General features: G+C 68.6%; 18 protein-coding genes. 6 read left to right on the forward strand and 12 right to left on the reverse strand.

The genetic code is table 11. From position 1 onward, the window contains the following. The first annotated feature begins 26 nt into the window (after window positions 1-26). From AC3A35_RS13990 to AC3A35_RS14010, 5 genes are read left to right on the forward strand one after another with little or no spacing between them, the layout of a single operon-like run. Entirely contained in the window at window positions 27-1040 is a 1014-nt protein-coding gene (locus AC3A35_RS13990; protein WP_487436742.1) for an ABC transporter permease, read from the forward strand. Next, on the forward strand, window positions 1003-1908 hold the full coding sequence (locus AC3A35_RS13995) for an ABC transporter permease (protein WP_487436743.1): 906 nt from the start codon (window positions 1003-1005) through the stop codon (window positions 1906-1908). Before AC3A35_RS13990 ends, AC3A35_RS13995 begins: the two co-directional genes overlap by 38 nt. Beyond that, complete coding sequence (locus AC3A35_RS14000; RefSeq protein ID WP_487436744.1) at window positions 1905-2939, forward strand: ABC transporter ATP-binding protein; 1035 nt, start codon at window positions 1905-1907, stop codon at window positions 2937-2939. Before AC3A35_RS13995 ends, AC3A35_RS14000 begins: the two co-directional genes overlap by 4 nt. Continuing rightward, window positions 2923-3915 (forward strand): oligopeptide/dipeptide ABC transporter ATP-binding protein, encoded by a 993-nt coding sequence (locus AC3A35_RS14005; protein WP_487436745.1) that lies wholly within the window; start codon window positions 2923-2925, stop codon window positions 3913-3915. The genes AC3A35_RS14000 and AC3A35_RS14005 overlap by 17 nt, the downstream gene beginning before the upstream one ends. After that, complete coding sequence (locus AC3A35_RS14010; RefSeq protein ID WP_487436746.1) at window positions 3902-4606, forward strand: GntR family transcriptional regulator; 705 nt, start codon at window positions 3902-3904, stop codon at window positions 4604-4606. The genes AC3A35_RS14005 and AC3A35_RS14010 overlap by 14 nt, the downstream gene beginning before the upstream one ends. A 100-nt stretch (window positions 4607-4706) precedes the next feature. Here the strand turns inward: AC3A35_RS14010 and AC3A35_RS14015 are convergent, their stop codons facing one another. The 7 genes from AC3A35_RS14015 to AC3A35_RS14045 all read right to left on the reverse strand — a co-directional run bounded on the left by AC3A35_RS14015 (window position 4707) and on the right by AC3A35_RS14045 (window position 12301). Continuing rightward, a complete protein-coding gene (locus AC3A35_RS14015) occupies window positions 4707-6293 on the reverse strand; it encodes a gamma-glutamyltransferase family protein (RefSeq protein WP_487436747.1) in 1587 nt (528 codons plus the stop codon). A gap of 38 nt (window positions 6294-6331) precedes the next feature. Next, a complete protein-coding gene (locus AC3A35_RS14020; protein ID WP_487436748.1) occupies window positions 6332-7168 on the reverse strand; it encodes a sulfite exporter TauE/SafE family protein in 837 nt (278 codons plus the stop codon). Window positions 7169-7222: 54 nt separating this feature from the next. Next, window positions 7223-8548, reverse strand: coding sequence for a TRAP transporter large permease (locus tag AC3A35_RS14025; protein ID WP_487436750.1), 1326 nt, complete (start codon window positions 8546-8548; stop codon window positions 7223-7225). Next, window positions 8545-9078 (reverse strand): TRAP transporter small permease subunit, encoded by a 534-nt coding sequence (locus tag AC3A35_RS14030; protein ID WP_487436751.1) that lies wholly within the window; start codon window positions 9076-9078, stop codon window positions 8545-8547. Before AC3A35_RS14030 ends, AC3A35_RS14025 begins: the two co-directional genes overlap by 4 nt. Window positions 9079-9098: 20 nt before the next feature. Continuing rightward, complete coding sequence (locus AC3A35_RS14035) at window positions 9099-10181, reverse strand: TRAP transporter substrate-binding protein (protein ID WP_487436752.1); 1083 nt, start codon at window positions 10179-10181, stop codon at window positions 9099-9101. Window positions 10182-10556: 375 nt separating this feature from the next. Continuing rightward, the gene (locus AC3A35_RS14040) at window positions 10557-11003 is read right to left on the reverse strand and encodes an Lrp/AsnC family transcriptional regulator (RefSeq protein ID WP_487436753.1); all 447 of its coding nucleotides are present in this window, start codon (window positions 11001-11003) and stop codon (window positions 10557-10559) included. 362 nt (window positions 11004-11365) lie between these two features. Further along, on the reverse strand, window positions 11366-12301 hold the full coding sequence (locus tag AC3A35_RS14045; RefSeq protein ID WP_487436754.1) for a ComEA family DNA-binding protein: 936 nt from the start codon (window positions 12299-12301) through the stop codon (window positions 11366-11368). Between the two features lie 331 nt (window positions 12302-12632). Here AC3A35_RS14045 and AC3A35_RS14050 point away from each other — a divergent pair, with 331 nt between their 5' ends. Continuing rightward, the gene (locus AC3A35_RS14050) at window positions 12633-14270 is read left to right on the forward strand and encodes a bacteriohemerythrin (protein WP_487436755.1); all 1638 of its coding nucleotides are present in this window, start codon (window positions 12633-12635) and stop codon (window positions 14268-14270) included. 76 nt (window positions 14271-14346) lie between these two features. On the opposite strand, the gene ubiT is transcribed toward AC3A35_RS14050, so the two are convergent. From ubiT to rocD, 5 genes are all read right to left on the reverse strand, one after another. After that, on the reverse strand, window positions 14347-14862 hold the full coding sequence (gene ubiT, locus AC3A35_RS14055; RefSeq protein WP_487436756.1) for a ubiquinone anaerobic biosynthesis accessory factor UbiT: 516 nt from the start codon (window positions 14860-14862) through the stop codon (window positions 14347-14349). A gap of 15 nt (window positions 14863-14877) precedes the next feature. After that, a complete protein-coding gene (locus AC3A35_RS14060) occupies window positions 14878-15774 on the reverse strand; it encodes a U32 family peptidase (RefSeq protein WP_487436757.1) in 897 nt (298 codons plus the stop codon). A 5-nt stretch (window positions 15775-15779) separates the two neighbouring features. After that, window positions 15780-16793, reverse strand: coding sequence for a ubiquinone anaerobic biosynthesis protein UbiU (ubiU, locus tag AC3A35_RS14065; RefSeq protein ID WP_487436758.1), 1014 nt, complete (start codon window positions 16791-16793; stop codon window positions 15780-15782). Between the two features lie 93 nt (window positions 16794-16886). Beyond that, window positions 16887-18347 (reverse strand): high affinity choline transporter 1, encoded by a 1461-nt coding sequence (locus tag AC3A35_RS14070; RefSeq protein WP_487436759.1) that lies wholly within the window; start codon window positions 18345-18347, stop codon window positions 16887-16889. A 171-nt stretch (window positions 18348-18518) separates the two neighbouring features. Beyond that, entirely contained in the window at window positions 18519-20636 is a 2118-nt protein-coding gene (rocD, locus tag AC3A35_RS14075) for an ornithine--oxo-acid transaminase (RefSeq protein ID WP_487436760.1), read from the reverse strand. Between the last annotated feature and the right edge of the window lie 30 nt (window positions 20637-20666).

Here is a 20666-nt window from a genome sequence, read left to right on the forward strand (position 1 = left end):
GGGGCGGCAGCGGCCGAGGAGCCAGGATGATCAAGGCCATACTCAAACGCCTGCTCGGTGCGGTGCCCGCGCTGATCGGCGTGATCGTCGTCACCTTCGTGCTGACCCGGGCGCTGCCCGGTGATCCGGCGGCCTATTTCGCCGGCGCGTCCGGTTCGCAGGAGGCGATCGAGGAAGTGCGGGTCAAGCTCGGCCTCGACCGCAGCCTGCCCGAGCAGTTCTTCCTCTACGTGCGCGACCTTGCCCGCGGCGACTGGGGCAGTTCGCTGACCACCGGCCAGCCGGTGCTGACCGAGATCGGCGAGCGCCTGCCGGCCTCGCTCGAACTGACCCTGGTCGGCCTGCTGCTGGCGGTGGTGGTCGCGATTCCGCTCGGCGTGCTGGCGGCGACCCGGCCCGGGTCGTGGATCGACCACCTGTGCCGCGGCATCACCACCGCGGGGGTGTCGCTGCCGACCTTCTTCACCGGCCTGCTGCTGGCCTACATCTTCTACTTCCTGCTCGGCTGGGCGCCGTCGCCGCTCGGACGGCTCGACCCCTACACCAGCGCGCCCGACTTCGTCACCGGCTTCTACCTGATCGACAGCCTGATCGCGCGCGACCTCGAGACTTTCGCCGCCGTTGCGGCGCAGCTGGCGCTGCCGGCGATCACGCTGGCGCTGTTCGTGCTCGCGCCGCTGGCGCGGATGACGCGGGCGTCGATGCTGGGGGTGCTGTCGGCCGATTTCATCCGCACCGCGCGCGCCTCCGGCCTGCATCCGCTGACGGTGCTGTTCACCTATGCCTTCCGCAATGCGCTGCTACCGGTGCTGACCACGCTCGGCATGGTGTTCTCCTTCCTGCTCGGCTCCAACGTGCTGGTGGAGAAGGTGTTCGCGTGGCCCGGCATCGGCTCGTTCGCGATCGAGGCGCTGGTGGCCTCGGACTACGCGCCGGTGCAGGGCTTCGTGCTCGCCATGGCGCTGCTCTACGTGCTCCTCAACCTGATGATCGATATCGCATATGGCCTCGTCGACCCGCGCGCTCGCCTCCAGGCCTGAGACCCCTCCGGGGCCCGGCCTGCTTCTTCGCCAGTGGCGCGTGTTGCGCTACGTGGTGGGAGAAAACCCGCTGTCGGCGATCGCCGCCGGCCTCTTCGTCGGCTTCGTGCTGCTGGCGCTGTTCGGGCCGTGGCTGGCGCCCTTCGACCCGCTCGCCTCGCACGTCGGCGAGCCGCTGTCGCCGCCGTCGGCTGCGCACTGGTTCGGCACCGATGCGCTCGGGCGCGACATCCTGTCGCGGGTGATCGTGGCCACCCGGCTGGACCTCGGCATCGCGGTGGCGGCGGTGGCGCTGTCGTTCGTGATCGGCGGCCTGATGGGGGCCTTCGCCGGCTACTTCGGCGGCTGGTTCGACCGTGCCAGCACGCGCATCTCCGACACCATCATGGCCTTTCCGCTGTTCGTGCTGGCGATGGGCATCGTCGCCGCGATGGGCAATACCGTGGCCAACATCGTGCTTGCCACTGCGATCATCAACCTGCCCTTTTACCTGCGGGTGGCGCGCGCCGAGGTGCGGGTGCTGCGCGAGGCCGGCTTCGTCGAGGCCGCGCGGCTGGCGGGCAACGGTGAACTGCGCCTGCTGTTCCACCACCTGATTCCCAACATCATGCCGCCGATGATGGTGCAGATCTCGCTCAACATGGGCTGGGCCATCCTCAACGCCGCCGGCCTGTCCTTCATCGGCCTGGGCGTGCGCCCCCCCGAGGCGGAGTGGGGCATCATGGTCGCCGAGGGCGCCCAGTACATCGTCTCCGGCGAATGGTGGATCGCGCTCTTCCCCGGTCTGGTGCTGATGCTCGCGGTGTTCTGCTTCAACCTGCTCGGCGACTCGCTGCGCGACCTGATCGATCCGAGGAGAAGGACATGAGTGTCGTCGCCGCGAATGCGTCCGCCGCCGCCAACACGCTGCTCGAGGTGGAGCGCCTGGCGATCGAGTTCCGCACCCGCAGCGGCACCGTGCGTGCGCTCGAGGACGTCAGCCTGGCGCTGGGCGAAGGCGAGACCGTGGGCCTGGTCGGCGAATCCGGCTCCGGCAAGTCGGTGCTGTCCTACGCGGCGATGGGCATCCAGGATCCGGCCGCGCGCATCAGCACCGGCAGCCTGCGCTTTGCCGGGCAGGACCTGCTGGCGAACAAGGGCGCGGCGATGAAGGCGCTGCGCGGGCGCGAGATGGCGATGATCTTCCAGAACCCGCGGGTGGCGCTCAACCCGATCCGTGCGGTCGGGCGCCAGATCGAGGACGTGCTCGCGCGCCACACCGATCTGCACGCCGCCGCGCGGCGCAAGCGCGCGATCGAGTGCCTGGCCGAAGTGCGCATCCCCGACCCCGAGCGGCGCCACGCCGCCTATCCGTTCGAGCTCTCCGGCGGCATGTGCCAGCGGGTAATGATCGCGATCGCACTCGCGTGCAAGCCACGCCTGCTGATCGCCGACGAGCCCACCACCGGGCTCGATGTCACCACCCAGGCGGCGATCATGCGCCTGATCCGCGAGCTGGCGGCCGGGCGCCGCATGGCCACCCTGTTGATCACCCACGATCTCGGCCTGGCGCGCGAGTACTGTGACCGCATCGCGGTGATGCACGCCGGTCATATCGTCGAGGTGGGGCCGACCGAAACCCTGTTCGGCGCGCCTCGCCACCCCTATACCGAGCGCCTGATCGCGGCCACCCCGGTGGGGGCGGCCGCGCTCGACCAGCTGGCGGCGATCGAGGGCAATCTGCCCGATCTGCGCCGCACCGATCTGCCAGCGTGCCGCTTTGCCGAGCGCTGTCCGCGCCGTGGCAGCGAATGCGACGCGCCGCTCGCGCTGGCTGCGGTCGGCGCGCAGCACAGCGTGGCCTGTCATCGCCCGCTGGACCAGCACACTGCGGAGGCACACCATGCCGCACTTGCTTGAAATCATCGACCTCAAGCGCTGGTTCGCGGTGAACAAGGGCGGCGAAACGCGTCGGCTCCACGCGGTGGACGGGATCAACTTCCACCTTGCGCCGGGCGAGACGGTGGGCCTGGTGGGCGAATCCGGTTGCGGCAAATCCACCCTGGTACGGCTGCTGACCCGCACACTCGATCTCAGCGACGGCCAGGTGCGCTTTCGCAACAATGACCTCGGCCTGATCCGCGCCCGCGAAATGGCGTTGCACCCGCAGCGCAAGGACGTGCAGATGGTGTTCCAGGACCCCACCGACAGCCTCAACCCGCGCTATACCGCGCGTCAGACCATCGCCGAATCGGTGCGCCTGCTGTGCGCCATGAAGGGTGCCGCGGCCGCGGAGCGGGTGGAGGAGGCGGCCGACTGGGTCGGCCTCCCGCACGCGCTGCTCGACCGCTACCCGCACCAGCTCTCGGGCGGGCAGAAGGCGCGCGTCGGCATTGCCCGCGCCATCGTCGGCCGGCCCGCGCTGCTGGTGCTCGACGAACCCACGGCGGCGCTCGATGTGTCGGTGCAGACGGTAATATTGCAGCTTCTCGATCGCCTCAAGCGTGAGCTGGACATGAGCTTCCTGTTCGTTTCGCATGACCTCAACGTGGTTCGCCTGCTGTGCGACCGCGTGCTGGTGATGTATCTCGGGCAGATCGTCGAGTCCGGCCCCACCGACGCGGTGTTCCGTGCGCCGGCCCATCCCTATACGCGGGCGCTGATCGCCTCCTTGCCCGGCGGGCTCGCCAACGGCCAGGCCAGCGCGTCCGACCTGCTGGTGGGCGGCGATCCGCAAAGCCCGATCGACCCCGATCCCAATCGCTGCCGTCTGCTCGGGCGCTGCCCGCGCGGCCTCGCGCCGTGCGGCGAAACGGGCCCGCAGCTGACCGACATCGGTCATCTCCGCCAGGTCGCCTGTCACTATCCAACCGTGGTCCAGCATGTCCGACAATAGTGTTCCGCCCGGCAAGGCCAACCTCCTTGCCGGACAGGTCTATCAGCAGGTCAAGGACGATATCTTCAACTTCGTGCTGCTGCCCGGCGACCGCTTCACCGAGAGCGAGATGGCCGCGCGCTGCGGCGTGTCGCGCACCCCGGTGCGCGATGCGCTGTACCGGCTCGAACGCGAGGGTTATCTGCAGGTGGCCTTCCGCAGCGGCTGGAGCGTGCGTCCGTTCGACTTCAACCGCTTCGACCAGCTCTACGACCTGCGCATCGTGCTCGAACTGGCGGCGGTGGACCGCCTGTGCGAGGCCGAGGCCGCCGCCGATCTGCGCGAGTTGCAGGAGATCTGGGCGGTTCCGGTGGCAGAGCGGCTCACCGACGGCAAGCATGTGGGCGCACTCGACGAAGCCTTCCATCAGGGCCTGGTCAGGGCCACCGGCAACCTCGAAATGGCGCGCGTGCATCAGGATGTGACCGAGAAGATCCGCATCATCCGTCGCCTCGACTTCACCCGCGAGCGCCGGATCGATGCCACCTACGACGAACACCAGGAGATCCTGCGCCTGCTCACCCAGCGCAAGGCGGCACAGGCGGCGATCAACCTGCGCTCGCACATCGAGGCGAGCAAGGCCGAGGTGCACAAGATCACCCTGCACATGCTGTACGAGGCGCGCCAGCGCGGGCTGATCGGGGTGGCCTGAGGCCGCCCGCGGCGCTGCGAGCGGTTTTTCATCGAAGGTGCGGGCGGTTTGCGCGGTTGCCGCGAGCCGCTCCCGCGTAGGTCCGCCATCGGCGGCGCGTTCACACCCCGGCCACCACCCCGTCGCTGCGCGGATCCACCGCGCCCTCGATCAGTCCATTCGGATGCCGCACCAGCGCACCGGCGTGGCCCATGGTGTCGCTCCACGCTTCATCCAGCAGTTCCACCTCGTGCCCGGCGTCGCGCAGTGCCTGGACCAGTTCCGGGGCGAAGCGGTTCTCGAGCTTGAGACTGGTAGTGACGTCGCCCCAGGTGCGCCCGAGCAGCCAGCGCGGGGCGCTGACCGCCTGCTGCAGGGGCTGGCCGAAGCGGGCGTAGCGGGTGAATACCGCGGCCTGGGTCTGCGGCTGTCCTTCGCCGCCCATGGTGCCGTAGGGCATGACGCGACCGTCGTCGAACAGGGCGAGCGCCGGGTTCAGCGTGTGGAAGGGCTTGCGGCCGGGTTCCAGCGCGTTGAGCGCAGCGGGGTCGAGCGCAAAGCTGATGCCACGGTTCTGCCAGCTGATGCCGGTGTCGCGCAGCACCACGCCGGAGCCGAACTCCCAGTACACGCTCTGGATGAAGCTCACCGCGCGGCCGTCGCGGTCGACTGCGCCCATCCACACGGTGTCGCCCGGGGCGGCGGGGTCCGGCCATGGCAGCGCGCGCTGGCGGTCGATGTCGGCGGCACGGTCGTCGAGGGCGGCGGCGGTGAGGAAGCTCGCCGGGGCGGCCGGCAGGCGGCGCGGGTCGGTGACCACGCGGTCGCGCACGCGGAAGGCGCGCTTGGTGGATTCGACCAGGCCGTGGATGTGAGCGAAGCCTTCGCCTTCACCGACACCGAGGCGCTCGAAGATGCCGAGGATCATCAGCGCGGCCAGGCCCTGGGTCGGGGGTGGCAGGTTGTAGATGATGCTGTCGCCGAGGCGCACCGACAGGGGATCGACGATCTGTGCCGAGTAGGCGGCGAGGTCGCTGACCCGCAGTGGGCTGCCGAGGCGCTCGAGTTCGGCACCGATGCGGGCCGCGATGCTGCCGCGATAGAAGTCGTCGAGGCCGCATTCGGCCAGGGTAGTGAGGGTCTGGGCCAGTGCCGGTTGGCGCAGCACGTGGCCGAACGCAGGGGGTGCGCCTTCGACGAGGAAGGTGTCGGCAAAGCCGGGCGCATCCTTCAGGCCCTCGAGCTTGCTGCGCGTGAGTGCCGACTGGCTGGCCGTGACTGCCACGCCGTCGCGCGCATGGCGGATGGCGTCGGCGAGCAGGCGCGGTAGCGGCAATGCTGGACCCCAGTCGGCGGCGACTTCGAGCGCCCTGGCCCAGCCGCCCACGGTGCCGGCCACGGTGAGCGCGGCCTTGGGGCCGCGCGACGGGATGGCGTCCAGTCCGGCGTAGAACTGGCGGTCGGCACGCCCGGCGGCAAAGCCACAGGCGTCGATGGCCACCGGCGTCTTGCCCGGCTCGTGGATCAGCCAGAAACCATCGCCACCGATCGCGTTCATGTGCGGATAGACCACGGCAACGGTGGCGGCGGCGGCCACCATCGCCTCGATCGCGTTGCCGCCGTCGCGCAACACGTCGCGGCCGGCCTGGGCCGCCAGGTGGTGGGGGGCGACCTGCATGCCGCCGAGGGCAGTGAGAGTGTGCAGCATCGTTGTTTCCTTCGCGGGTGGAGTGGGTTCGGTCGTGTTCAGGCCAGCAGGCCATAGAACATGCGCAGCGCGGTGAGGGCGAGGAAGGCGGCGAATACCTGGCGCAGGCGGCGGGCGTCGATCGCGTGCGCCAGGCGCGCACCCCATGCGGTGGTCAGCATGGTGGCCGGTACGATCAGCGCCATGCCCAGCAGGTTGACGTAGCCGACGGTGGCCGGCGGCAGGTTGGGGACGCCGATGCCGTTGATCAGGAAGCCGATCGCGCCCGGCAGGCTGATGATCATGCCGAGCGCCGCACCGGTACCCACGGCCATGTGCATGGGCGTGCGGAAGGCGTTGAGCAGGGGTACCGAGAGGGTGCCGCCACCGATGCCCATCAGGGTCGAGATGCCGCCGATCGACACCCCGATGAGGGCGGTGCCGGCGGGGCCGGGCAGGCCGTCGCCGAGCGCGAATCCGTCGCGCTTGAAGGCCATGTTGAGCGCCACCAGCAGGGCGACGGTGGCGAAGATCATGGTCAGCACGCGGCCGCTGAAGTATCCCGACAGCACCGAGCCGATCAGCACCCCCACCACCACCGGCGGGATCAGGCGGCCGAGCAGTTCGCGGTTGAGGCTGCCGCGCCTGCGGTGGGCGCGTGCCGACATGATCGAGGTCGGGATGATGGTGGCGAGGGAGGTGCCCACCGCCACATGCATGCGCACCGACTCGTCGATGCCGAGCAGGGTGAACAGGTGGTAGAGCACCGGCACGATGACGATGCCACCGCCCACGCCGAGCAGGCCGGCGAGCACGCCCGCGACCACGCCGGTGACGAGCAGCGCGGCGGCGAGCCCGAGCAGCCAGGCGGTGCTGTGGCCGTTGATGAATTCCATGTGTGTCGCTCCGTTGAATGCGGCCCCGGCGGCTCGCCGCCAGGCCGTGGTCGATTACCAGCCGATCGCCGTGGGTAGCCAGGTGGCGATGCCGGGGAAGAGGAAGAGCAGCGCCAGCGCGAGCATCTGCAGCAGCACATAGGGCAGCGCACCGGCGTAGATGTCGCGGGTGGTGATGCCCGGCGGGGCGACGCCCTTGAGGAAGAACAGCGCCCAGCCGAAGGGTGGGGTCAGGAAGGACATCTGCAGGTTCAGCGCCACCAGCGTTGCCAGCCACACCATGTCGGTGCCGTAGGCGTGGAACACGGGCAGGAACATCGGCAGCGCGATGTAGGAGATTTCGATCCACTCGAGGAAGAAGCCGAGCACGAACAGCAGCAGCATCAGGAACAGCAGCGCCCCGGTCTCGCCGCCGGGCACCAGCGCGAACAGGTCATGCACCATGGTTTCGCCGCCGAGGCCGCGGAACGCGAGGGCGAAGGGCTGGGCGCAGAGCAGGATGAAGAACACCATTGCGCTGATCGTCAGCGTGCCGTGCAGGGTTTCGCGGATCAGCTTCCAGTCCAGGCGGCGTGCGCCGAGTGCGATAAGTGCGCTGCCGAGTGCGCCCATCGAGGCGGCCTCGGTCGGTGCGGCGATGCCGCCGATGATCGAACCGAGCACCGCCACCACCAGCAGCAGCGGCGGCAGTACCGTGCGCACGAGGTCGCGCGCCAGGGTGCCGGGTTCGGCCCGGGCGCGTTCCTCGGCCGGGATCGCCGGCACCCAGGACGGGCGCAGCTTGCCGAGCACGAGCAGGAAGACCACATACACCGCGGCCAGTACCAGGCCGGGGATGAAGGCGGCGGCGAACAGGGTGCCGACCGACTCGCCGACGATCTCCGAGAGCAGGATCAGCACCAGGCTGGGCGGGATGATCTGGCCCAGGGTGCCCGAGGCACAGATCGTGCCGCAGGCGATGCTCGGCTTGTAGCCGCGCCGCATCAGCGTGGGCAGGGTGAGCATGGCCACGGTGACCACGGTGGCGCCGACGATGCCGGTGGACGCGCCCATCAGCACCCCGACCAGGATGATGGCGATGCCCATGCCGCCGTTGAGCCCGCCCATGGCGCGGCCGATGGTCTCGAGCATCTCGTCGGCGACGCGGGATTTCTCCAGCATCACCCCCATGAACACGAACAACGGGATGGCCAGCATGGTGTAGTTGGTGACCACGCCATAGAGCCGTGCCGGCAGCAGCGAGAACAGCATGGTGCCGAACCCCAGGTAGCCGGCGACGAAGCCGGATACGGCGAGCGCGATCGCGACCGGGATGCCGATCACCATCAGGCCGAGGAAGGTGCCGATCAGGCCCAGTGCAAGCCATTCGTTGCCGCTCATGTGCGCACCTCGAGCGAATCGTGGGGCGTGGGCGGCGCACCCAGGCACAGCGTGGCGCAGGCGCGCAGGGTGTCGAGCAGGCCCTGGATGGCGAGCAGCGAGAAGCCGAGCGGGATGAAGGCCTTCAACAGGTAGCGGTACGGCAGCCCGCCCGGGTCGGGCGAAGCTTCGCCGATGTCGTAGGCCTGCATCACATAGGGAATCGCGAGCCACGCGATCACCGCGCCCACCGCCAACGTCAACAGCCCGCTGAGCAGGTCGATCGCGGCACGCGTACGCGCGCCGAAGCGGTCGTAGAGGAAGTCGACGCGGACGTCGGCGCGGTGGTACACGGCATAGGCCATGCCCAGCAGCGCGATCGGCGAGATCAGATGCCATTCGGTCTCCTGCAGCCCCACCGGGCTCCAGGAGAAGGCGTAGCGCAGCAGCACATTGGCCGCCACCAGCAACACCAGCGCCAGCACCGCGGCGCGGGCGACCCACCCGAGCGCGAGGATCACGCGCTCGAGCGGCTTCAGCAGCCTGTCCATCAGGGTCTCCCGGTAGGTGCTCACAGCGAAAGGAAGGACTTTTCGCTGACCGCAGCCCACGACTCATGCTTCCTGCGGAAGGCCATGAAGGCGTCGTGCACCTTGCGCGTGGCCGGGTCGGCCTTGGCCAGGCTCTCCAACGTGTCGGCAGTGACCGCCTTGAGCCGGGTGACGACGTCGGCCGGCAGCGGGCGCGCGGTGACGCCCTGGTTGGTGACGAGGTCGGTCAGGGCGTCGGCGTTGACCGCCTCGCACCACGCATGGCTCTCGTTGTTGCAGGCCAGCGCCGCGGCCTGAACGATGGCCTGCAGGTCCTTGGGCAGGCTGTCCCAGGCCTTCTTGTTGATCATCAGTTCGGTGACGTTGGTCGGCTCGTGCCAGCCAGTGGTGTAGTAGTTCTTGGCCGCCTTGTGCAGACCCAGGCGGCGGTCCTGGTAGGGGCCGACGAACTCGGCGGCGTCGATCACGCCGCGCTCCAGCGCGGGGAAGATCTCGCCCCCGGGCAGCAGGCGCACGGCCACACCGAGCTCGCTGTACACCTTGCCGGCGAGGCCGGGGATGCGCATCTTGAGCCCGTTGAAATCGGCCACGCTCTCGATCGGCTTGCGGAACCAGCCGGTCATCTGGGTACCGGTGTTGCCCATCGGAAAGGCGATCAGGCCCTGTGCGGCATAGAGCTCGTGCCACAGCTGCAGGCCGCCGCCATGCTGGATCCAGGCGTTCATGCCCTGGGTGTTCATACCGAAGGGCACCGCGGTGAAATACTGCGCGGCCGGGATCTTGCCGGCCCAGAAGTAGGCATTGGCGGCGTTCATCTCGACCATGCCCTTGGACACCGCATCGAAGCCCTCGAGCGCCGGGATCAACTCGCCCGCGGCGAAGTGCTGGATCTTCAGGCGGCCACCGGACATCTCCTCGACCTTCTTGCAGAAGTCGGTCGGGCTGCCCGGGCCCTGCACGTAGAAGGGCGATCCGGGGCCGTAGGCGTTGGTCATCTTCCAGCTGAAGTGGGTCGTGGACTGCGCACGGGCGATGGCGGGGGCGCCGAGGATGGCACCGGAAACGGCGGCACCGGTGAGGAATTTGCGGCGATTCAGCGGCATGGTGGCTTGCTCCTGTCGGGATCGAGGGCCACGCCCTCGATGGGTGTCGTTTGTAAAGTGACTCCCGACAGGATTAGCAATGCCTGTGCCAGAATGGGTTTCTTATTAAGTTATTGTATTTATTATGTAAGTTACCATTGCTTGTTCAGGGTTGATATCGCTGCGCTGCACAATATGGGGCGCACCGGGGTATTCCGTCATTTACAAATGGCAGCTCTGGTCGCCTTTTGTGAACATTTGGAAGTGTCGTGCCGCCGCTTGGTGTCGGATGTCCGTCCGGTGGCACCGTGCGGTGCCGAATGGCTTGTATGCACTATGCTGGCCTCGTCCGCACCGAAACGGGGCTCCGATGCACGGGCAGCAGCGTCGGCCGGGTTACAGGCGCGCCCCGCCCCGGCGGTTCTTGACCCGCGTCATCAGGGTCTTGCAGTCGACCGACAGGATTTCGGGACGGTTGAAAATGCGCCGGCGCACGAAGGCGTCGAAGGTCTCGTAGCTGTCGGTAAGGGTGTGGATGTGCAGGCTCTGGAGGTCGCTCATGATGTACAGGCTGACCACCTCGGGGCAGTCGGCGAGTTCCTCCGAGATCGGCTCCAGCGCTGCGGGGGCCACCCTGAGGTCGATGAAGGTGGAGATCACCTTGCCGAGCTTCTCCGGATTGACCACCGCGGAGAACTGTTCGATCACGCCGTTTTCGACCAGGGCCTGGACCCGTGCCCGTGCATGGGCACGGGAGACGTCGAGCTGACGGGCGATGTCGGCGAAGGAGGCACGGGCGTCCTTGATCAGGATATTGAGCAGGGCGCTGTCGAGTTTGTTCATGGTCGTGGCTCGGCAAGTTCGGTGGCGGCATGCGAGGCGGGCTGGCCGGCCCGGAGCGGCGGGCGGGATCCGGATATTCGGGTGCGGCATCGGGCACCGTGGCACGGATGCCGTGGGGCCTGCCCCGATTCTGATGCAGCGCGCGGGCCCGGCACAAGGCGGAAACGAGCGGTGGCCTCGTCGCTCTCGACTGCGGAGCGACGTCGGCGTCGCCATCGGGGTGAATCTGGGGCGCATCGGGCCGCCGCCACGGGGGGCTCGCGCCCGCCGTCCCGGTTCGCCGCGGCCGGGGCGCGTCCGGCCGGCGGGGCGCGGGTCGGGCATCCGGCCGGGCTGCGGCTGGGACGGCGCCGGCCGCAGGATCAGAGCCTGAGCCGGGGCTTGATCCGGGCGAGCAGTCGGGGGCCGATGCCCCTGACCGCGAGCAGATCGTCGAGCCGCTTCCATGGCCGGCCTGCGACAATGCCGGCGGCGATCTCGCGGCTGATCCCGCGGACCCAGCGCAGTTCGCCGATTGTGGCGCGATTGACCGATGCGCGGCCGGCCACCGGCTCCGCGGAATCGGCAGGCGTGACCGGCAGCGGACCGGTCACCGGCAAGGCGAAGTTGCGGTAGTCGCGGGTCAGGTAGGCGTCGCCGAACCATTCGCGCAGCATCAGCACGAAATGCCACGATCCTTCGGGCAGCACGCAAGCGGGCAGGCGGGTAGCGACATTGGTCCACAGCGACTGTCCGGCCAGGGCACCGACATACTCGCTGCCGATCAGGATGCCGCCGAACGCACCGCCGCGATAAGGCGCGGGCAAGGCCCACAGTTCGAGCACCAGCGAGCCGCTGAGATTGGTGGCGGGGCGTGGATTGCTGATGCCGCCGGCGGTGATCTCGGTCCACCCGGGGTGCAGCGAGTAGCTCACCGCGCCTTCGAGCCGCGGGAGTACGAAGCGTTCGCCGCGCGGATAGCTCGCCGCGTCGCAAGCGCGCAGACCGCTGCCATCGTCGCACGCCAGGACCAGGGTCAGGATGTGCTCGCCCGTGCCCGCAGGCAGGCGGGCGGGCGATCGGGCCTCGATGCGGGCGATGCCGAATGGATCCGGATCGAGCGGGCCGCACTCGGCCTCGGCAATCAGGGTGTCGCTGCTCCAGACTTGCAGTACCCAGCGCAGGGTGACGGCCGCAGCCGGGTTGCTCACCCGTACTTCGGCATGAACATCGACCTGATCGCCGTCGAAGGCGTAGCCGTGGACGTTGCCGAACTGGGCGAGCGCTGGCGCTGCGGGGGCGGAGTTCGGGTGCGGCATGAGCCGTCGCGCCTCGAGTGTAATGGACTCGCCTCCGATTTTGCTGCAGTGCACCGGTGTGGCACAAGGCAGGAATAATCAGTAATTTCAATGCACTGAATGGAGGCACAATGTTCCCTTGGATGGTGCGGCTCACGAACTGTGGCTGCCCGGCCGGTGCGCCCCGTCGCGCTGCGCCGCCCTCTCACCGGGCGGTAGAATGGGGGATCCCGCCGGGCTTGATGTCCATCAACATGGGCCGCGGCCGCCTTGATGACAATCCGTGGCAGGAATCCGGTTGTTACCCGGCGGCGCCTGGCTGGCAGGCTGCCCACTCACCGAGGCAATGTGCATGCAACTTCTGGCGTGGAACGATGCGCTCAAGACCCATATCGACGTCATCGACCAGCAGCATCGCGGCCTGGTCGATACGGTCAATGCCACCGCGGCCAGACTGAACGCCGATGCGGCTCTCGGCACCGACGAGACGCGCGCGCTGCTCGGCTATCTGAAGGACTACGCGGAGGTGCATTTCGGTACCGAGGAAGCGCTGATGGCGCTGTTCGATCTGGCGCCGGACTATATGGAGCGCCACCATCGCAACCACGCGCGCTTTCTGGCCCATGTCGGGGAGATGCTCGAAGAGGTGGGCGAGGACGGTATGCCCGACGCCCGGCAAGTGCTGGCCTTTCTCGGTGACTGGCTGATCCGCCATATCCAGGGCGAGGATCAGGGTCTGGCCAGACGCCTGCACGCCGCACGCCTGGCCGAATCCCCGGCCCTGGCGGCGACGCGGCCGACGCCGGGGCAGGCGGGTGGCGCCGAACCGGCGCTGCCCTTCGTCGAGGCCCTCGCGGGCGGCAGCGCCATGCTCCACGCCAGCGAGGCCGGCGTGCTCGCGCTGGTTGCCGGGAGTGCCCAGGGCGCGCTGGTGATCGCGCTCGATGGCGCCCTGATGCCGGCGACCGTGGTGCAGGCGAATGCAGCTGCCGCGGCGCGTCTGGGACGAAGCCCGGAAGCGCTGAAGGACTGCCCGGTCGCCAGCCTGTTCGGCGCCGACGAGACACGACGCTTCCCGGTGCTGATGAGCGAAGTGCTGGTGAGCGGCCACTTCGAAGGCGCGCTGGAGTGGGTCGGGGCGGAGGCCGGGGCGACGCGTGCGCAGGTGCGCGTCACCCCCCTGTTTGTGCATGGGCAGATGGCCATTCTGGTGGTGTTCGGTGCGTCCGCGGAGGTGCGACGCCCGTACGCCGCGCACCCGGCCGATGCCCGCAGCGCGGCGCCCGCCGGGACGCCGGCGCTCGGCCCCGGCGGGACCGTGCTCTCGCGTCATCCCCTGTTCACCAGGCTGACCCGGAGCGAGCTGGCGGGCGTGGAGAGTACCTCCAGGCTTATCCGCCTGGGCAAGGGGCAGGTCGTGTTTCACAAGGGCGACGACCCGGCGGGCCTGTACATGGTGATCAGCGGCCAGGTGAGCCTGACCGTGTCGAACAGTCGCGGTGCCGAGAAAGTGCTCGGGATCGTCGACGCGCAGCAGGTGTTCGGCGAAGTCGAGGTCTTCTCCGGCAGCCGCTGTCTGATGTCGGCACAGAGTCTTGCCCCGACCGTGGTGCTGATGATTCCGGTGGCGACCGTGCGTACGCTACAGGCGTCCAGCCTCGGTTTTGCCGGAGGTGCCGCGGCCTACCTCGGCAGACGGCTGCATGAAGTCATCGGCGACGTCGAGGCGCTGACCCTGCATACGGCGATGGAGCGGATCATCGACCACCTGCTCGAGCACGCCGGCATCAACAGCCACGGCGTCCTCGAGGCGATGCTGCCGGCGCAGAAGCAGATCATCGCGTCGTGGCTCAATCTGACCCCGCCGACCCTGTCGCGTGCGTTCCAGCAACTCAGCGAGGCCGGCCTGATCAACGTCACCCGCCGCTATGTGACGATTCCCGATCGCGAGGCGCTGGTGCGCTATCGTGCCCGCGATGCGGCCGGGTAGTGCGGATTTCCGGACGGTCCGGCGGGTGCGGCGCTGCGATGGGCGCGAATGACCCGCGATCGGGGGCTGCGTTCGTTCAGTTGCGGGTGCCGAACAGCGCGTTCCAGTCGACCGCATCGAGCGTGTTCTTGACTAGCAGGCCGAGGTCGGTGTCGCCTTCCATCACCAGGCGACGGCTGAAGAACAGGGTGTCGGCGTCTTCCTCGCGCAGCGCGAGCGCAAGGTAGTCGCGCGCGCTGGCGGACAGGATCAGGTCCGGTTTCGCCACCGGCCGGGCGGCGCGGAAGCCGCGACCGGCGAGGGTGAAGTCCAGGGTGAGGCCGGCGTCGCTGACCTTGACGCGCAGGTGGCGGCCAGCCAGCGGTTCGAGCTGCGCGCGCGGCAGGATGCGGTCGAGGGCCAGATTGAGTGCGGTGGTCAGCGCCATGGTCGGCGGCTGTTGCGGCAGGCGGGCCGCGATGCGCGCGAGCGCGGCCGGCACCGTGAATGGCGGCACCCGCAGTGCGGCAACGCGGCGCTCGATGCGTTGGCGCAGGCTGCCGGGCAGCAGGTGGGCGAGGCGGGGAACGGGAAGGGGGAAGGTGCTGGTCATGATGGCGGGCTCCGTTTACACGCCGACGAGCTGGTCGACGCCGGGCTTGCCGTGCCAGAAGCCGTTGCATGGCGCGTCCGGCATCAGCGCCAGGCTGGCATCGAAGGTTGCGCGCGGGCTTTGCCGGCCATCGAGGGCGGCGCGGAACAGGTCGACGATCTCCCGCGTGTGCTTGCCCTGCGGGCTGATGCGCAGCACCTCGGCATGGCCGTTCACGGCCGGCAGGTCGGCGAGCAGGTTGTGCACGCGGGCCGACTGGGTCTGTACGCCGTTCAGGGTGAGGAAGGCCTCGCCCTCGCGGGTGCGCAGGGTGAGCCCGTCGCTGATGCCGAGACAGCGAAACTCGCAGGTGTCCTTCTGCAGGTTGTAGCGGCGCGCGGTGAAGCAGCGCGCCGAGTGCGCCAGCGGCAGCCGCCCATAGGCGAAGACTTCGGTTTCGGCCGTTGCCGGCAGCGCGCTGCGCAGCCCAGCCAGGACTTCGCCCGACATCTCGGGCGGGACCACCCAGCGGCTGGCGCCGGCGTCGAGCAGCAGCGCAAGCGTGTGCGGGTTGAACACGTTGAGGGTGGGGCCGGCGATCCAGTCGCGGCGGCCGGCCTCGGCGAGCAGCCGCACCGCGCCCATTTCGTTGGCCTCGACCCGAAAACGCTCCTGCGTGGTGAGGCGGCGCAGGGTCTTGAGGTCGGACTCGGACTCGATCAGCGCCTGGGTCGACAGCACCGCTTCCTTGCCGGCGTGGGCGAGCATGGCGGCGACTTCCAGCCAGTCGTCGAGGCGCAGCTCGTGGCGGCGCGAACACACCGTTTCGCCGAGATGGACGATATCGACCGGGCTGTCGGCGATGCCGGCGTAGAAGTCGAGCACGCTCTGGCGCGGCCAGTAGTAGAGCAGGGGGCCGAGGGACAGTTTCATCGGATTCATTTCCACGGGCGGTAGTAGGCACCGAGGGTGTGGCTCTGGCCCTCGGAGACCTTGTTGAGTTCGGTCATCCACGACGGCAGGGCCTTGAATTCGGCCGGCGCGCGCATGACCTGGTCGAGTGCCGCGCGCCATACCCTGGTGACCTGGGTGACGTAGGCGGGGCTGCGCTGGCGGCCTTCGATCTTGATCGCGCGCACGCCGATGCGGGCGAGTTCGGGCAGCAGTTCCAGGGTGTTGAGGCTGGTCGGCTCCTCGATTGCGTAATAGGTTTCGTCTTCGACCTCGAAGCGGCCCTTGCACAACGTGGGATAGCCGGCGCGCTCGCGGTCGGCGAAGCGGTCGATCAGGATGCCGTTGAGCCGGGTTTCCATGCCCGTGGGCGTTTGCTCCCAGCGCACGTGCTTGCCCGGCGAGCACGCGCCGTTGCAGTTGGGCGACTCCCCGGTGGCGTAGGCGGACAGCGCGCAGCGGCCCTCGACCATCACGCACAGCCCACCGAAACCGAACACTTCGATCTCCACCGGCGAGTTGGCGATCACCTGTTCGACCTGGGCCAGCGACAACACCCGCGGCAACACCGCGCGCTGGATACCGAAGCGCTCGTGGTAGAAGTTGATCGCCTCATAGCTGGTGGCCGAGCCCTGCACCGACAGGTGCAGGCGCAGCTGCGGGTGGGTCCGGGCGGCGTACGCCATCAGCCCGGGGTCGGCGAGGATCACCGCGTCGATGCCCATCTCCGCGGCGCGGTCCACCGCGGCAGTCCAGCTCGACCAGTTGGCGGTCTGGGGATAGGTGTTGAGCGCCAGCAGCACCTTGCCGCCGCGGCGGTGGGCATAGTCGATGCCGTCGCGCATCTGCGCCGGGTCGAAGTTCAGCCCGGTGAAGTTGCGCGCGTTGGTGGCGTCCTTGAAGCCGAGATAGACGCAGTCGGCGCCGTGGTCGATGGCGGTCTTGAGGGCCGGCAGGCTGCCGGCGGGGCAGACGAGTTCGATCTGCTTGGACGAGGTCATGTGGGGGACAGGAGGGTGGCAGGGTTGCGAAGCCCCGCCACCATAGTGCCACCCCCGCCCGGGCGCTTTGACCCGGGTCAAACGGAAGGACGGTCAGGGCGTCGTGTGGTGGGTCGCCGCCGCGGCGTGATGATGGCCCGCCTGCGGGCGATGGTGGGTCCGGGGACCGAGGAAGCCGCCCGCCACCATGCCCAGTGTGCTTGCCAGCAGACCGAAGAGTTGCGGTTCGACGTCGCCCTCGGGCGCGGTGAACTCGAGAAACAGCCAGGTGAACAGGCCGAAGGTGATCGCCAGTGCGGCACCGAGGTTGTTCGCACGCTTCCAGAACAGGCCGGCGGCGAGTGGCACGAAGGCGCCGGCCAGGGTGATGCGGTAGGCGTTTTCGACCATCTGGTGAATGGTCGATTCGGTCGCGGTGGCGTACAGCGTGACCAGCGCGGTGAACACGATCACGGTGATGCGCGTGGTCCACAGGAACTGGCGATCGCTGATGCCGGGAATGAAGCCCCGGAGCACGTTCTCGGAGAAGGTCACCGACGGCGCGAGCAGGGTGCCGGAAGCGGTGCTCATGATCACCGACAGCAGCGCGCCGAAGAAGATGACCTGGGCGGCAAAGGGCATGTATTGCAGGATCAGGGTCGGCAGGATGAGCTGGGAGTCTTCTGCCATCAGGCGCTCGACCATCGCCGGGTCGATGATCTGCGCGGTGTAGGCGAGGAACAGCGGCACCGCGGCAAAGAAGAAATAGGACACCCCGCCGAGGGTGGTGCCCCATACCGCGACCCGTTCGTTCTGCGACGAGTTGACGCGCTGGAACACGTCCTGTTGCGGGATGGAGCCGAGCGCCATGGTCAGGAAGGCGGCGATCCAGCCGATCATGTCCACCGCATCGAGGGTGGGCAGGAAGTCGAGTTTGCCTTCGGCCGCGGCCTGGCCGACCACATGGGTGAAGCCGCCGGCCATGTCGCCGGCGAGCCAGGTGACGTAGAACAGGCCGAGCACGATCACGATCATCTGTACGAAAGTGGTCATCGCCACCGACCACATGCCGCCGAACAAGGTATAGAGCAGCACCACCGCGGCGCCGATCAGCATGCCTTCGTTGTTCGATACGACACCCTGCGACAGCACGTTGAACACCAGGCCGAGCGCGGTGATCTGCGCGGCCACCCAGCCCAGATAGGAGAGCACGATGCAGATCGACAGCAGCAATTCGGTGCTGCGGTTGTAACGCTGGCGGAAGAAGTCGCCCAGCGTGAGCAGGTTCATGCGGTACAGCGGGCGCGCGAAGATCAGCCCGAACAGGATCAGGCACACCGAGGCCCCGAGCGGATCGGAGATCAGGCCGCGAAAACCCTCTTCAAGAAAGGTGGCGGAGATGCCGAGCACGGTCTCGGCACCGAACCAGGTGGCGAACACCATCGCCAGCACCACCGCCATCGGCAGATTGCGCCCGGCGGTGATGTAGTCGCGGGCATTGTGCACCCGCATCGCGGCGACCAGGCCGATACCGATGGAGACGAGCAGATAGGCGACGACGAGCCAGAGCAACATGGACAGGCCTCTTCCGGAGTAGAAGGAACGCGGGGTTCGGAGCGCGGAAGTGTAACAACGAATCGCCGAAAGTGGGCGCTGGATTGAGCTTTAACAGCCTGAAAATACAGTCTTTATCGCTGCGCCGGCGCACCGTGATGGTGCGCTGCCGCAGGTGCCTGAAATCGAGACTCAGTGCCCGAGAGCGGAAAGCGTGTCGATGACGATGCCGGCGGCGGTGTCCAGGGTCTCCTCGTCGATGGTCAGCGGCGGCGCCAGGCGGATCACGTTGCCGTTGGTGTCGCGGGTGGCGATGCCGCGGGCGAGCAGGCGCTCGGCCACCAGTTGTGCCGGCGCCGTCACCGGGTCGAGGGCGATGCCAACCAGCAGCCCGCGGCCGCGGATCTCGCGTACGCAGGGCAGGCGCGCTGCAATCAACTGGTTGCGCAGGCGCTCACCAAGACGTTCGGCCTGTTCCCAGGGACGGGTTTCCGCGAGCAGCGCAAGGACCTCGAGCGCAACGGCGGCACCCAAGGGGTTGCCGCCGAAGGTGGAGCCATGGTCGCCGGGGCGAAATACGTCCATGACCGCGCGGTCGGCAAGGAAGGCCGATACCGGCAGCAGGCCGCCGCCGAGCGCCTTTCCCAGGATCAGGCCGTCGGGTCGCACGCCGTCGCGATCGCAGGCGAGCAGGCGACCGGTACGGCCGAGTCCGGTCTGAACCTCGTCGGCGATCAGCAACACGTGATAGCGGCGGCAGATGTCGGCGCAGTGCGCGAGGTAGCCCGCCGGCGGCACGATGATGCCGCCTTCGCCCTGGATCGGCTCGACCAGGAAGGCCGCGGTCTCGGGGGTGATCGCCGCCTCCAGCGCGGCGGCATCGCCGAACGGGATGCGCAGCAGGCCGGGTGGGAAGGGGCCGAAGCCCTCGCGGTACTGCTCCTTGGACGACAGGCCGACGATGGTGATCGAACGGCCGTGGAAGTTGTCGTCGCAGGCAATGATCTCGGCGCGCTCCGGCGCCACCCCCTTGACCGTATAGGCCCACTTGCGCGCGGCCTTGAGTGCGGTTTCGACCGCCTCGAGGCCGGTATTGACCGGCAGTGCGCGCTCGTAACCGAAAGTGGCGCACAGATGTTCGAGCAGCAGGGGCAGGCGGTCGTTGGAGAAGGCGCGCGAGGTCAGGGCCAGGCGCCGGGCCTGGTCTTCCAGCGCGCGCAGCAGGCGCGGGTGGCTGTGGCCGAAGCTGACCGCCGAGTAGGCGCTCATCATGTCCACATAGCGTCGGCCCTCGACGTCCCACAGCCACACCCCTTCACCGCGATGGAACACCACCGGCAGCGGGGCATAGTTGTTGGCGCCGAAGTGACGCTCCTTCTCGCGCAACCAGTAGGTGGCGGGACCGAGCGCGGCGCAGGCCAGTTCGGCCACCCAGCGCGCGCCACTGCCGTCGGGGTCGAGATCGGGCCGGTATTCGGTGATCTCCATGCCGATGAAGTCGCCGCAACTGCGCAGCGTGAGCAGCACGTCGGCCAACGCCTGCGGCGCGATGCCTGCACCCTCGGGGCAGGTCACCGCGGGCAGCGCGATCGGGTCGAGGGCATCGAGGTCGAGACTGAGGCCGAAACCGGTTTGTCCACCTGCCGCGCGTACGATCGACAGGGCATTGGAGAACACCGTGGGCAGTCCGCGGGTGTGGATCTCGGCCATGTCGAAGATGCGTACGCCGAGGCGATCCAGGCGCTCACGCTCCTCGGGCTCCCAGGCCCGGGCGCCGATGATGCAGACCCGTGCCGGATCGAGCCGTGGTCCGGGTACCCCGGCCAGGGTCGGATCTCCCTCCCCGAGCAGCGCAGCGAGCGGCATGCCGTGGATGTTGCCGGAGTGGGTGGATTGGTCGGTATGGCTGTCGAGATGGGCGTCGATCCAGATCAGCCCGGGTGCCCCGCCGGCGCGGCGTGCGATCCCGCGCCAGGTGCCGACCGCAACCGCGTGATCGCCGCCGATGACCAGTGGAAAGTACGCCGGGTCGAGCGCGGCGACATGGTCGGCGAGGCGGTGGGCAAAGGCGGCGTTGGCGCGCAGACGGGTCGCCATGTCCGCATCGTTGGGTGGATGCTCGAGGGGGCGCACCGTTTCGGTCCACTCGGCGAGGATTCCGGCATTCGCCAGGCGTTCGGGAAAGCCGTGCAGGCGCAGCGATTCGGGGCCGTCCGCCGCGCCGGATGGAGGAGCGCCGAGTGCGGACGCCGCGCCGATGATGGCCAGCAGGGCATGCGGCCCGGCCGGTAGATTGCCTGTCTTCGTCATGGTGCACCTCCCATTCCGCCCCGATGGCGG

Source organism: Azoarcus sp. Soil_N_20, from assembly GCF_057656155.1.